Below are 13,766 nucleotides of genomic sequence, written 5' to 3'. Positions count from 1 at the left end.
ACTTTCATAAGAAATCTGTTGACAGTGTAAGTTTGGAATGATAATATATTGAAGGTTGATAGTTAACTGTCTGTACTTAGGAGGATATGAAAATGTCTTACGATCAAGTAAAACAGGCCAGTAAAACAATCATAGGTATAAAGCAAGCAGTGAAAGCAATGTATGCTGGACAAGTAACAGCTCTTTTTGTCGCAATCGATGCAGACAAATGGGTAACCGATCCGGCCATTCTTCTCGCGAAAGAAATCGGTGTACCAGTCAATTACGTCGATTCAAAGAAAGAACTTGGTAAAGCTTGCGGCATTCATGTTGGAGCTGCAGTTGTTGCGATTACTGCGATGTAGTTTTTGTGTAAAGTACACAAAGACTTTGTTTTTACCCAAAAAATGAACCACCTGGATGTGTGGTATTGAAACAAGGAAAAAATGAAGGGAGGACAAATCGATGCCTACAATTAACCAATTAGTACGTAAGCCTCGTCAATCTAAAAGCACGAAATCAAAATCTCCAGCGTTAAACAAAGGATATAACTCATTTAAAAAATCTTTAACTGACGTTAAGTCTCCTCAAAAACGCGGAGTTTGTACTCGTGTAGGTACAATGACACCACGTAAACCGAACTCGGCTTTACGTAAATACGCTCGTGTACGCTTAACTAACCAACTTGAGGTTACTGCGTATATCCCAGGTGAAGGTCACAACTTACAAGAACACAGTGTAGTTCTTATCCGTGGCGGACGCGTAAAAGACTTAGCTGGAGTACGTTACCACATCGTTCGTGGTGCACTTGATACAGCTGGTGTTAACGGTCGTTTACAATCTCGTTCTAAATATGGTACTAAACGCCCTAAAGAAAAAAAATAATTTAAGTTTAAATATACAACGATTTGAAAGGAGGAAAACACATGCCTCGTAAAGGTCCTGTTTCCAAACGTGACGTGTTACCAGATCCACTTTATAATTCAAAACTAGTAACTCGTTTAATCAACAAAATGATGATTGATGGTAAAAGAGGTACTTCTCAAAAGATTTTATACGGAGCTTTCGAATTAGTTCAAGAGCGTTCGGGTCAAAATGCTTTAGAAGTATTTGAAGCTGCTTTAAACAACGTAATGCCTGTACTAGAAGTACGTGCTCGTCGTGTTGGTGGTTCTAACTACCAAGTACCTGTAGAAGTTCGTCCAGAACGTCGTACAACTTTAGGTTTACGTTATTTAGTAAACTACGCTCGTCTTCGTGGAGAAAAAACGATGGAAGAGCGCTTAGCTAACGAAATCTTAGATGCATCTAACAACACAGGTGCTTCAGTTAAGAAACGTGAAGATATGCACAAAATGGCAGAAGCGAACAAAGCATTCGCTCACTACCGTTGGTAATTTGATCTTTGCTCTAGCATTGCTGGGGCTAAGATTTTTACCATCTATACAGTTAACCCAATATGGAAGGAGAAATTTCCTATGAAACGCGAATTCTCTCTAGAGAATACACGTAATATTGGGATCATGGCTCACATTGATGCTGGTAAAACAACAACTACTGAGCGTATCCTTTATTACACTGGTAAGATTCACAAAATCGGTGAAACTCATGATGGCGGTTCTCAAATGGACTGGATGGAGCAAGAACAAGAGCGTGGTATCACGATTACTTCTGCTGCAACAACAGCTCAATGGAACGGTCACCGTATCAACATCATCGATACTCCAGGACACGTAGACTTCACTGTTGAAGTTGAACGTTCTTTACGCGTACTTGATGGTGCTGTAACAGTATTAGATGCTCAATCAGGTGTTGAGCCTCAAACTGAAACAGTATGGCGTCAAGCTACAACTTATGGAGTTCCTCGTATCGTATTCATCAACAAGATGGATAAAATGGGAGCTGACTTCCTATATTCTGTAGGTACATTACACGAGCGTTTACAAGCTAATGCTCACCCAATCCAATTACCAATCGGTGCTGAAGACGAGTTCCGCGGAATTATCGATTTAATCGAAATGAACGCTACTTTCTACGGTAACGATGAAGGTACAGATGTAACTGTAGGTGAAATCCCTGCAGAATTCATGGATCAAGCTGAAGAGTACCGTGAGAAATTAATCGACGCTGTTGCAAGTGTTGATGAAGAACTTATGGAGAAATACTTAGAAGGCGAAGAAATTACTAAAGAAGAATTAAAAGCAGCAATCCGTAAAGCTACTATCGCGGTAGAATTCTACCCAGTACTTTGTGGTACAGCATTCAAACACAAAGGTGTTCGTAAAATGTTAGATGCTGCTGTTGATTACCTTCCAGCTCCTACAGACGTAGAAGCTATTAAAGGTACTGACGTTGACGGTGAAGAAGAAATCATCCGCCATTCTTCTGATGAAGAGCCGTTCTCAGCTCTTGCATTCAAAGTAATGACAGACCCATTCGTAGGTAAGTTAACATTCTTCCGTGTGTACTCAGGTACATTAGAAGCAGGTTCTTACGTACAAAACTCTTCTAAAGGTAAACGTGAGCGTGTAGGACGTATCCTACAAATGCACGCTAACTCTCGTGAAGAGATCGCAAAAGTATACTCTGGTGATATCGCTGCTGCTGTAGGTCTTAAAGATACTACAACAGGTGATACTCTATGTGACGAGAAAAACCTTGTTATCTTAGAGTCAATGGACTTCCCAGAGCCAGTAATCTCTCTTTCTGTAGAACCAAAATCTAAAGCTGACCAAGATAAAATGGGTCAAGCTTTACAAAAACTACAAGAAGAAGATCCAACATTCCGTGCACATACAGACACTGAAACAGGTCAAACAATCATCTCTGGTATGGGTGAACTTCACCTTGATATCTTAGTTGACCGTATGAAACGTGAATTTAAAGTTGAAGCTAACGTGGGTGCTCCAATGGTATCTTACCGTGAAACATTCCGTAGCGAAGCTAAAGTTCAAGGTAAATTCTCTCGTCAATCTGGTGGTCGCGGTCAATACGGTGACGTAACGATCGAGTTCTCTCCAAACGAAGAGGGTAAAGGTTTCGAATTCGAAAACGCTATCGTTGGTGGTGTTGTACCTCGTGAATACATCCCTGCAGTAGAAGCGGGTCTACGTGACTCTCTTGACCGCGGTGTTGTTGCTGGTTACCCACTAATCGACATTAAAGCGAAATTAGTATTCGGTTCTTACCATGACGTTGACTCAAGTGAAATGGCGTTCAAAATCGCTGCATCTATGGCTTTAAAAGAAGCAGCTAAAAAATGTAACCCAGTTATCTTAGAGCCAATGATGAAAGTAGAAGTTGTAATTCCAGAAGAGTACCTTGGTGATATTATGGGTAACATTACTGCTCGTCGCGGTCGCGTAGAGGGTATGGAAGCTCGTGGTAACTCTCAAGTAGTACGTGCTATGGTTCCACTATCTGAAATGTTCGGATATGCTACAACTTTACGTTCTGCAACTCAAGGTCGCGGTGTATTCTCAATGACGTTCGATCACTATGAAGAAGTACCAAAATCAATTGCAGAAGATATCATCAAAAAAAATAAAGGTGAATAATTGAAATTTCACCTTGCATCAAGTATAAATAATTTGTAAGCTATGATTGACTGACTATAGATGGGGCCCGTTTATAGTCGGCATCTTAGAATAAATAATTTTTTTAAAAAAATAAAACATATCTCTGAGGAGGCATTTTCTAATGGCTAAAGAAAAATTTGACCGTTCAAAAACGCATGCTAACGTTGGTACAATCGGACACGTTGACCATGGTAAAACAACTTTAACTGCTGCTATCGCAACAGTTCTTTCTAAAAAAATGGGTGGTGCAGCTAAATCTTACGCTGACATCGACAACGCTCCAGAAGAAAAAGAGCGCGGTATCACAATCAATACTTCTCACGTAGAGTATGAAACTGCAACTCGTCACTATGCACACGTTGACTGCCCAGGTCACGCTGACTATGTTAAAAACATGATCACTGGTGCTGCACAAATGGACGGCGGTATCTTAGTAGTATCTGCTGCTGACGGCCCAATGCCACAAACTCGTGAGCACATCTTACTTTCTAAACAAGTAGGTGTTCCTTACTTAGTAGTATTCATGAACAAATGTGATATGGTTGACGACGAAGAATTATTAGAGTTAGTAGAAATGGAAATCCGTGACTTACTATCTGAATATGACTTCCCAGGCGACGATGTTCCAGTAATCAAAGGTTCTGCATTAAAAGCTTTAGAAGGCGAAGCAGAATGGGAAGAAAAAATCGTTGAATTAATGGACGCTGTAGATTCTTACATCCCAACTCCAGAACGTCAAACTGACAAACCATTCATGATGCCAGTAGAGGACGTATTCTCTATCACTGGTCGTGGTACAGTAGCAACTGGCCGTGTTGAACGTGGTCAAGTTAAAGTTGGTGACGTTGTAGAAGTTATCGGTATCGAAGAAGAAGCTAAAACTACAACTGTAACTGGTGTAGAAATGTTCCGTAAATTATTAGATTACGCTGAAGCTGGTGACAACATCGGTGCTTTATTACGTGGTATTGCTCGTGAAGATATCCAACGTGGTCAAGTATTAGCTAAACCAGGTTCAATCACTCCACACACTAACTTCAAAGCTGAAGTTTATGTATTATCAAAAGAAGAGGGTGGACGTCATACTCCATTCTTCTCTAACTACCGTCCTCAGTTCTACTTCCGTACAACTGACGTAACTGGTATCTGCATGTTACCAGAAGGCGTAGAAATGGTAATGCCTGGCGACAACATCGAAATGACTGTTGAATTAATCGCTCCAATCGCTTTAGAAGAAGGTACTAAATTCTCTATCCGCGAAGGTGGCCGTACTGTAGGCGCTGGCGTAGTAGCATCTATCCAAAAATAATTTTAGCTTATTGCTAATTTTCAAAAACATCTTGCAGGGACGCTTGCAAGATGTTTTTTTTTGTGCCCTTTATAACGTAAATGCATAATGTTTATTCAATATATGTATTTCATTTATATATAATGACTCTTGTATAATGAAACGTAAGAACAGGGGATTCTAATTCATTATTAGAAACGTTCATTTAAAAGGGGGATTTAATGGTGACAAATTACGTGCAAGTGGGGAACTTACAAGTAGCAGAAGTATTATTTCAGTTTATTAATGAGCAAGTATTACCAAACAGTGGAGTAGAGCAAACGGCATTTTGGGATGGTTTCGATAAGCTGGTTCATGAGTTGGCACCTGAAAATAAAGCATTGCTTGCTCAACGTGATGCATTGCAAGTACAAATTAATGAGTGGCATAAAGGAAATAAGGGGAATTTTCAATTTGCCGACTATAAGGCGTTTTTAGAAGAAATCGGTTATGTAGAACCAAAAGCAGAAGACTTCCAAGTGGAAACAGAAAACGTAGATGCAGAAATTGCATATCAGGCAGGTCCGCAATTAGTAGTACCTGTCAGCAATGCACGCTATGCAATTAATGCAGCAAATGCACGTTGGGGAAGTTTCTATGATGCACTATACGGTACAGATGTCATCAGTGACGAAGACGGTACTGAAGCAGGCAAGGGTTATAATCCGATTCGTGGAAACAAAGTAATCGATTATGCGAAAAAGTTTTTAGATCAAGCCGCTCCTTTAAAAGCAGCTTCACATAAAGATGCAATAACTTATAAAATTGCAGAAAGTAAATTAGTAATTACGCTCGTAAATGGTGAAACGACGACATTGGCAGAGCCGGAAAAGTTAGTAGCCTACCAAGGAACAACAGAACAGCCGACTGCGATTTTACTGAAAAATAATGATTTGCACATTGAAATTCAAATTGACAGAAATCACCCAATTGGAAAAGATGATTCAGCTGGAGTAAAAGATATTTATTTAGAGTCTGCTATTACGACAATTATGGACTGCGAGGACTCGGTAGCAGCAGTAGATGCAGAAGATAAAGTGGAAGTTTATGCAAACTGGTTAGGGCTAATGAAAGGCGACTTAACGGCAACTTTTACAAAAGGATCGAAAACGGTAACACGTACATTAAATCCTGACCGTGTATATACGGGAGTTAATGGTGATACGGTAACATTAAATGGCCGTTCTTTAATGTTTATTCGCAATGTAGGTCATTTAATGACAAATCCGGCTATTTTAGATCAAGATGGCAGCGAAGTGCCTGAAGGAATTATGGATGGTGTCGTAACGAGCTTAATAGCGAAGCATGAAGTAATTGGCAATGGTTCGTATAAAAATTCGCAAAAAGGCTCTATCTATATTGTAAAACCAAAAATGCACGGCTCAAAGGAAGTAGCGTTTGCAAATAAACTATTTGAGCGTGTAGAAGATTTAATCGGATTGGAACGATTCACGTTAAAGATTGGTGTTATGGATGAGGAACGACGTACATCACTTAACTTAAAAGCATGTATACGTGAAGTGAAGAATCGTATTGTCTTTATTAATACAGGATTCCTGGATCGTACAGGAGATGAAATCCATACATCAATGGAAGCGGGCCCAATGATTCGCAAAGGCGAAATGAAAACATCAACATGGCTCACATCTTATGAAAGATCCAATGTCATCGTTGGGTTAAATGCAGGCTTGCAAGGCCGTGCACAAATTGGAAAAGGGATGTGGGCTATGCCGGACTTAATGGCAGATATGATTGAGCAAAAAATCAATCATCCAAAAGCAGGGGCAAATACTGCTTGGGTACCATCGCCGACAGCCGCAACATTACATGCAACACATTATCATGAAGTAAATGTAAAAGACGTTCAAAAAGGTATTGTGTCATCGGAAGATTTACAAGATGCGATTTTGGAAATCCCAGTAGCGGCAAATACAGATTGGACACGTGAAGAAATTCAACATGAGCTTGATAATAATGCACAAGGAATCCTTGGCTACGTAGTCCGTTGGGTGGAACATGGTGTGGGCTGTTCAAAAGTGCCGGATATTAATAATATCGGCTTAATGGAAGACCGCGCAACGTTGCGTATTTCAAGTCAGCATGTTGCAAACTGGCTGCATCACGGTATTTGTACGAAAGAACAAGTAGAGGAATCATTGAAACGTATGGCAAAAATTGTAGATGAGCAAAATGCAGACGATCCCGAATATTTACCAATGTCAGCAAACTACGAGGATTCTGTAGCTTTCCAAGCAGCAAGTGAGCTTATATTTAAAGGCTATGATCAACCAAATGGTTACACAGAGCCGATTTTACACAAAAAGCGTATTGAAGCGAAAGCAAAACAAAAAGTAAACGCATAAGATTTACTAAGCTACTACTATTTCTTCTGAAATAGTAGTCTTTTTCGTTTAAGTATCTAAAATTAATGGAAATTTAATCAATTAAGTGTAAAAATGGTATAATAGTAACGAAATAGTAATAGCAACAGGAAAGAAGAGAGTTTAACATGCTTAATAAAATAGAATCTTTAGATGCGCTAATTTCCATGATAACGATCGTGAAAGAAGCAATTCCAGCAGACTTATCAATTGCAATATGTGATTTAGAAAAGTTTGTAGCCTATTTCCCTGCTGAAGATTTAGACCTGAAAATACGTGTTGGGCAACAATTAAATCCGGAAGAGCCATTAAAGATGGCATTAAATAAAAACCGCCGTTTAGAGGCCATTGTACCAGCCGATTATTATGGTTTTGAATTTATCGGTACAGCGACTCCATTATTTGATAAAACAGGTAAAACAGTCGGAGGAATTGCTGTTCAATTGAGAAAGCACTCGGAGTTAATAGAAATTTCCCAAGCAATAATTGGTTCTCTATCACATGCGAACAAGCAGATTGGCAGTATTGCAGGTGGTTCTACAAAGTTGAAAGAATCGGCAGATGAGTTATTAAAACAATCAAAGCAGGCTGAAATGAATGTTCAACAGACTTCCGACATTTTAACGTTGTTGAAACGTATGGCGGACCAAACCAATTTGTTAGGATTAAATGCGGCAATCGAAGCTGCCCGTGCAGGTGAAAAAGGGAAAGGATTTGAAGTCGTAGCGGCGGAGATCCGTAGATTTTCGAAAGAAACAGTTGAATCAACACAGGAAATTAGAGAAACGATGGCCCAAATTAGTGAGGCTACACAAAACATTACGAACTCAATTGCTCAAATCTCCACTATTGGAACATCACAAAGCGAATCTATTCAACAAGTTTCCGACTTTGTGAATGAAATTCAAACAATGTCTGAGCAGTTAAATGAGTATGCAAATAAATTATAAATGGTTGCCTAGAGATTCAAATTTTCTAGGCAACTTATTTATTGGGAAACAAATTCACGGGCAAGTTTAATAAATTCCCGTACTGCAAAAGACAAGTATTTATTTTTCTTCCACGTAACCCCCAGTTCAAGATAAATGGCTTCTTCCTGAAAAGGGATGCATTTAATCGAAGTGTAAGGAATTTTCTCGGCAAGCTTTTCCGGAAGCAGTGCAATCCCCAATTTTGCCTGAACCATTTCGATAAATAAATCTTTCTGGGTCGTTTCACAGGCAATCGTAGGGAAAAACCCGTGTTTGGAACATTCCTCGATAATGCGATCATATAAAATAAAGTCTTTCCGATAAATAATAAAAGTTTCAATCGCTAAGTCACTTAGCTGGATCGACTCCTTCTTTGCCAATGGATGGCTTTCATGTACGATTAACACTAAAGGGTCTTTTAAAAATCGTATTGTTTCCAAAGATTCATTCGAGGAAGTTACACTGCATACTAACCCAACATCCAGTTCGCCTGCTTCAATTTCGTGGCGTATGCGCTTCGTTCCGACTTCCGTTAATAAAATTTCGATATATGGATTAAGCTCTTTATAATAGCTGATTAATTTCGAAAAAAACTCGGCCCCAACGATTGGTGGAATGCCGATACGGATTTGTCCCTTTTTTAATTGCATTAAGTCAGTTAACTCGGAACGTAAATTTTGAAATGATTCAAGTACTTGCATTGAATTCACAAGAACGGCATGACCGGCATCTGTTAGTTCAAGCTGTTTAGATGACCGGTAAAATAACGGGACACCCAGTTCCGACTCAAAGTTTTGAATTGCTTTACTAATTGATGGCTGTGACACATGCAAAGTAGCTGCTGCTTTCGTAAAACTTAAATGCTTGGCAACTTCAACAAAGTATTCGATTTGGCGTAAATCCATTTTTCTTTCCCCACCTCTTCTCTAATTCCTGTAATTGAATTGATTATAGCAAAGTTTGGAAGTGTTGGACTGTTAGTTTTTTGTATAATGGGAGTAAATAGAAGGAGTGATGTTCTTTGAAGGTGTTATTAATAGAAGATGATGTCTCCATTTTTGAACTGATAGGCGAACGATTAGCACAGTGGGATATACAAGTAATCGGACCAGAAGACTTTCAACATATAATGGTGACGTTTAAAGAAGAAGAACCTCAGCTTGTTATTATTGATATTCAGCTGCCAGCATTTGATGGCTTCCATTGGTGTCGTGAAATAAGGGCAATATCGAATGTCCCTATTTTATTTCTTTCCTCACGCGATCACCCGATGGATATGATCATGGCGATGCAAATGGGAGCAGATGACTTTGTGCAAAAACCTTTCCATACGGAGGTATTAATTGCAAAAGTACAAGCATTGCTCCGACGCGCTTATAATTATCAGGAAGCACAGCAAAGTGATATTGAAAAATGGAATGGAGCTGAAATTCATTATGACCGCGCAGTTGTTCATTTTAAAGATCAGCAGATAGAGTTAACGAAAAATGAGCTGTTTATTTTAAAGGTGCTCGTAAAGGCGAAAGGGCAGATCGTTTCCCGTGATGAACTAATGCGTAAATTATGGGATGATGAACGCTTCGTAAATGACAATACATTAACGGTCAATGTAAATCGTTTACGCCAACGATTAGAGGATATTGGTCTTATCAATGTGATTATGACGAAAAAAGGCCTTGGCTATTTGGCGGTGGATGCATGATCCGCTTGTTTATTAGACATTATATTTCTATGATGCTGTTTGTCATCATCCTTCAGCTGCTATTGAATTTAATACTATTTCTAGATAAAGGCTTCCACGATGTTTCGCTACTCTATTTAAACATCATTTGGTTTACACTCGTTGCCGGTTATTTCAGTTTACGTTATGTGAAAGACAGGAAATTGATGAAGCCGTATGTGAAGTTTAAAGGGAACTATTTTGATGTTATTCATGAAGATTATAAAGAGCAGTTGGCTAATAAGAATGCAAAAGTACAGGAACAGAAGCAAATTGTATTAGAACGGCAGGACGAGCTTTTAGCATGGGTACATGAAATGAAGTCTCCATTAACCGCAATGCAGCTGTTGCTGGAAAAAGTAGAGAAAAGTGAAGTAAAGGAACGCATTGAAAATGAATGGCTGCGTCTTTATTTATTATTAGACCAGCAGCTTCATGCAACACGTCTTATGACGATCGAGCTTGATAACCGAATTGAAAAAGTACACGTAAAAGATGTACTTATTCAAGAAATTAAAGCACTGCGCACCTGGTGTTTTGAAAAGAAAATTGCCTTCGACCTGGAAGTGGACGATCTGAATGTACACTCAGATACAAAGTGGCTAGGTTTTATCGTACGGCAAATTTTATCGAATGCGGTAAAGTATAGTGATGTCGGGGGAGAAGTTAGAATAACCGCTCATATGACGAACGAGCAAGCTGTTCTCATCATTCAAGATGAGGGAATCGGTATAAAGAGTGAAGATTTGCCTCGTGTATTCCGCAAATCCTATACTGGGACAATTGGACGTGAAACGAGTGCTGCAACAGGAATGGGGCTGTATCTCGCTAAACAGGCGGCAGAATCACTGCATATTCTTCTGGCAATCGAATCAAAAGAAGGGGTAGGTACTACTGTGAAAATTGCTTTCCCAAAAATGAATGATTACCAAAAAACGCTTGGAATGTGACGAACTTGTCACTTACCGAGCGTTTTTGTCATGTAAATCAAACGATTCACATGACCGGAACATGTAGAATGAAAATAACAAGAAAGGATGGAGAACAATGAGCATTTTAATCGCACGTAAAGTTCGTAAAACATATGGTAAGCGATCGCTTGCGCAAGAAGTATTAAAGGGCATTGATTTAGAAGTGGAAAAGGGTGAATTTGTCGGCATTATGGGTGCTTCAGGTTCCGGAAAAACTACGTTATTAAATGTACTTTGTTCCATAGATCAAGTGACAGACGGATTTGTCGAGATTAATGGGCAAAAGCTTCAAGGGATGAAGGAACGTACATTAGCAAAATTTCGCCGGGATGAGCTCGGTTTTATTTTTCAGGACTATAATTTACTCGACACTTTGACAGTGAAGGAAAACATTCTACTGCCGTTATCGCTAAGTTCGATTCCAAAGGCAGCGGCAGAGCAACGTTTAAAGGAGCTTGTATCGATTTTAGGGATAGCAGATATTTTAGCGAAATACCCGAATGAAATTTCCGGTGGTCAAAAGCAGCGTACATCCGCAGCAAGAGCATTAATATCGAATCCATCCCTTGTATTTGCAGATGAACCAACAGGGGCACTTGATTCAAAAGCGGCTACTGCACTGCTCGATAATTTAGCAAAAATTAATAAAGCAAAAAATACAACGATCATGATGGTTACCCATGATGCCATTGCCGCCAGCTTCTGTTCCCGTGTACTGTTTTTAAAAGACGGCCACATTTATACGGAACTGTATAAGGGCGATAAGTCACGCAAAGAGTTTTTCCAGCAAATTTTGAATACGCAAAGTGTTTTAGGCGGTGAGCAGAGTGAAGCTTAGTCAGCTTGTATTTAAAAGCATGCTAAAAAATATGCGTCACTATTACTTATACTTTTTCGCACTCATTTTCAGTGTGACGCTATTTTTCTCATTTGTGACATTGCAGTACAATGAATCGATCATTGAAGCGACGAAAGCGAGCGGAACGGCAGCTTCCGGGTTTGAAGCGGCATCGTATATGCTGTATTTTATCGTCCTGTTCTTTGTGTTGTATGCCAATCACTTATTTATTAAACGTCGCAGCAAGGAAATTGGATTGTATCAATTGGTCGGCATGACAAAAGGGCTTGTGACACGCCTGATTGCCTTTGAAAATATCCTGCTATTTATAGGTGCGGTAAGCATCGGAATTTTACTCGGTTTTTTAAGTTCACGTCTGTTTGCGATGATTTTACTGAAGCTACTAAAATTTGATGCGGTCGTAACATTAAGTATCAGCAAAGTAGCGGTTGTGAATACGTTAATTGTATTTGGTATTTTGCTCGCAGTTCTTTTAGCACAAATGGCATTTATGGTTCACAGAACTACATTACTCTCGTTATTTAACGCTTCCAAGCAGGCGGACGAGCGTGTGAAACGCTTTAGTGTATTACCTATGGTGATGGGGGCTATCGGTTTAGCGTTGATTATTTATGGCTACTATAAAAGTACGTTATTATTCTCAGGGCAAACAACAAACCTATTTTTAAGCATGGTTATTATTTTAGCAACGACAATTGGCGGGACTTACTTTGTTTTCCGCTATTCGGTTGCATTCATATTAAATATGTTCCGCCTAAGAAAGAAAGGGCATTTAAATCTGAACGATGTTTTGGCGCTGACACCAATTATGCACCGAATGAAGGGCAATGCTAAATCACTGACGCTCATTACTGTCATTACGGCGGTATCGCTTGCAATTACGACACTTTCCTATATTAGTTACTACTCAGCAGGCAGTACAGCAGAAAATTCTGTGCCAGCAGACTATATAATGGTAGATGGCCGTGGAGAGCCATTCATTGAAGCGTTGGAGCGGGAAGGAATCGCATTTGAGGAAAATAAGTTTAGGTTAACGAGCGCCCAATTTGATATGGCGGAAATTTTTTCTGGTGAGATAGTAGAAATGCTTCAAGGTGATACGTTAGCGGATGTCCTAATGATTCCGCTTTCGGACTACCATCAGCTCGATCCTGATGTCATGCTTTCAGAGGGGGAGGCAATTATTGCAGGCTATAACGGGTTCCAGGCAAATATATTGCCGCTAGAAGCACCACACGACTTTATATTCCTGCATCAAGAGCACCAGTTTCCGCTAAAAGTTAAGGAAGTGAACGATACTTCGATTGTGGCATGGCGTATTACAGGAGGCGGTTTTGTAGTTATCGTTGAAGATAATCTGTTTAACCAGATCCAGCAATTAAACAACGAGCATGAAATTGGCTATCTAACAAAAGAGCAAACATCCATTAACCTGATTGATGCGAATGATGAAACATATGAAGCTGCTGAAAAGCTCTACAAACAAACAGGTGCCAACATAGTGTTTGAAGATGATGAAATAGACCGTGGGGTAAATAAATTAAGCTCACTGCGATCAACGGTTGAATATAATTTAAATCTATATGGAACGACAATTTTTACAACCGCGTTTTTAGGTTTAGCCTTTTTACTGGCAACGGGCAGTATATTATACTTTAAACAAATGTCTGAAGCGGATGAAGAAATGGAATCCTATAAGATTCTCCGTAAGATTGGCTTTACAGAAGAGGAACTAACGCGCGGTATAATGAAGAAGCAGTTATTTAACTTTGGTGTACCATTACTTATCGGATTACTCCACAGCTACTTTGCTGTAAAATCCGGCTGGTTTTTATTCGGCACAGAATTGACTACGCCTCTTCTTGTTACAATGGCTTTATATATTGTCATGTACATCGTGTTTGCAGCATTAACCATCAATTATTACAGAAAAATTATAAAACAGGCTTTATAATACTTCAAACCGTCAATTTTCTCTTA

At 39.4% G+C, this 13,766-nt stretch carries 12 protein-coding genes; 11 read left to right on the top strand and 1 reads right to left on the bottom strand.

Annotated features, from left to right (window positions below):
- Positions 1-92 precede the first annotated feature (92 nt).
- The 7 genes from MHH37_RS20455 (at position 93) to MHH37_RS20425 (ending at position 8,215) form a co-directional block, all read left to right on the top strand.
- Positions 93-344: a ribosomal L7Ae/L30e/S12e/Gadd45 family protein gene (locus MHH37_RS20455; protein ID WP_008406985.1), complete on the top strand. Its 252-nt coding sequence runs from the start codon at positions 93-95 to the stop codon at positions 342-344.
- 100 nt (positions 345-444) lie between these two features.
- Positions 445-864: a 30S ribosomal protein S12 gene (gene rpsL / locus MHH37_RS20450; RefSeq protein WP_008406983.1), complete on the top strand. Its 420-nt coding sequence runs from the start codon at positions 445-447 to the stop codon at positions 862-864.
- A 41-nt stretch (positions 865-905) separates the two neighbouring features.
- On the top strand, positions 906-1,376 hold the full coding sequence (gene rpsG, locus MHH37_RS20445; protein ID WP_008406982.1) for a 30S ribosomal protein S7: 471 nt from the start codon (positions 906-908) through the stop codon (positions 1,374-1,376).
- An 81-nt stretch (positions 1,377-1,457) separates the two neighbouring features.
- Positions 1,458-3,536, top strand: coding sequence for an elongation factor G (fusA, locus tag MHH37_RS20440; RefSeq protein WP_008406981.1), 2,079 nt, complete (start codon positions 1,458-1,460; stop codon positions 3,534-3,536).
- 142 nt (positions 3,537-3,678) lie between these two features.
- The gene (gene tuf / locus MHH37_RS20435; protein WP_079523494.1) at positions 3,679-4,866 is read left to right on the top strand and encodes an elongation factor Tu; all 1,188 of its coding nucleotides are present in this window, start codon (positions 3,679-3,681) and stop codon (positions 4,864-4,866) included.
- A gap of 200 nt (positions 4,867-5,066) precedes the next feature.
- On the top strand, positions 5,067-7,247 hold the full coding sequence (locus MHH37_RS20430) for a malate synthase G (RefSeq protein WP_342574446.1): 2,181 nt from the start codon (positions 5,067-5,069) through the stop codon (positions 7,245-7,247).
- A 146-nt stretch (positions 7,248-7,393) separates the two neighbouring features.
- Positions 7,394-8,215 (top strand): methyl-accepting chemotaxis protein, encoded by an 822-nt coding sequence (locus tag MHH37_RS20425; RefSeq protein ID WP_342574445.1) that lies wholly within the window; start codon positions 7,394-7,396, stop codon positions 8,213-8,215.
- Between the two features lie 38 nt (positions 8,216-8,253).
- On the opposite strand, the gene MHH37_RS20420 is transcribed toward MHH37_RS20425, so the two are convergent.
- On the bottom strand, positions 8,254-9,141 hold the full coding sequence (locus tag MHH37_RS20420; RefSeq protein ID WP_342574444.1) for a LysR family transcriptional regulator: 888 nt from the start codon (positions 9,139-9,141) through the stop codon (positions 8,254-8,256).
- A 116-nt stretch (positions 9,142-9,257) separates the two neighbouring features.
- Between MHH37_RS20420 and MHH37_RS20415 the strand changes: the two genes are divergently transcribed.
- The 4 genes from MHH37_RS20415 to MHH37_RS20400 all read left to right on the top strand — a co-directional run bounded on the left by MHH37_RS20415 (position 9,258) and on the right by MHH37_RS20400 (position 13,740).
- Positions 9,258-9,938 carry a response regulator transcription factor gene (locus tag MHH37_RS20415; RefSeq protein ID WP_342574443.1) on the top strand — a complete coding sequence of 227 codons (681 nt, stop codon included), beginning with the start codon at positions 9,258-9,260 and terminating at the stop codon, positions 9,936-9,938.
- Positions 9,935-10,906, top strand: a complete 972-nt coding sequence (locus tag MHH37_RS20410; RefSeq protein WP_342574442.1) for a sensor histidine kinase — start codon at positions 9,935-9,937, stop codon at positions 10,904-10,906. Before MHH37_RS20415 ends, MHH37_RS20410 begins: the two co-directional genes overlap by 4 nt.
- 97 nt (positions 10,907-11,003) lie before the next feature.
- The gene (locus MHH37_RS20405) at positions 11,004-11,765 is read left to right on the top strand and encodes an ABC transporter ATP-binding protein (protein WP_342574441.1); all 762 of its coding nucleotides are present in this window, start codon (positions 11,004-11,006) and stop codon (positions 11,763-11,765) included.
- Positions 11,755-13,740, top strand: a complete 1,986-nt coding sequence (locus MHH37_RS20400; protein ID WP_342574440.1) for an ABC transporter permease — start codon at positions 11,755-11,757, stop codon at positions 13,738-13,740. The genes MHH37_RS20405 and MHH37_RS20400 overlap by 11 nt, the downstream gene beginning before the upstream one ends.
- Positions 13,741-13,766: the final 26 nt, after the last annotated feature.

Source organism: Solibacillus sp. FSL K6-1781 (assembly GCF_038630735.1).
GTDB classification, from domain to species: domain Bacteria; phylum Bacillota; class Bacilli; order Bacillales_A; family Planococcaceae; genus Solibacillus; species Solibacillus silvestris.
Note: the sequence above shows the minus strand (reverse complement) of the source record. Positions and strands in the feature narration are given on the sequence as shown.

Excerpts from the sequence above, each read along its gene's own strand:
- MHH37_RS20455 (WP_008406985.1), top strand. The coding sequence starts at position 93 with ATGTCTTACGATCAAGTAAAACAGGCCAGTAAAACAATCATAGGTATA.
- rpsL (WP_008406983.1), top strand. The coding sequence starts at position 445 with ATGCCTACAATTAACCAATTAGTACGTAAGCCTCGTCAATCTAAAAGC.
- rpsG (WP_008406982.1), top strand. The coding sequence starts at position 906 with ATGCCTCGTAAAGGTCCTGTTTCCAAACGTGACGTGTTACCAGATCCA.
- fusA (WP_008406981.1), top strand. The coding sequence starts at position 1,458 with ATGAAACGCGAATTCTCTCTAGAGAATACACGTAATATTGGGATCATG.
- tuf (WP_079523494.1), top strand. The coding sequence starts at position 3,679 with ATGGCTAAAGAAAAATTTGACCGTTCAAAAACGCATGCTAACGTTGGT.
- MHH37_RS20430 (WP_342574446.1), top strand. The coding sequence starts at position 5,067 with ATGGTGACAAATTACGTGCAAGTGGGGAACTTACAAGTAGCAGAAGTA.
- MHH37_RS20425 (WP_342574445.1), top strand. The coding sequence starts at position 7,394 with ATGCTTAATAAAATAGAATCTTTAGATGCGCTAATTTCCATGATAACG.
- MHH37_RS20420 (WP_342574444.1), bottom strand. The coding sequence starts at position 9,141 with ATGGATTTACGCCAAATCGAATACTTTGTTGAAGTTGCCAAGCATTTA.
- MHH37_RS20410 (WP_342574442.1), top strand. The coding sequence starts at position 9,935 with ATGATCCGCTTGTTTATTAGACATTATATTTCTATGATGCTGTTTGTC.
- MHH37_RS20405 (WP_342574441.1), top strand. The coding sequence starts at position 11,004 with ATGAGCATTTTAATCGCACGTAAAGTTCGTAAAACATATGGTAAGCGA.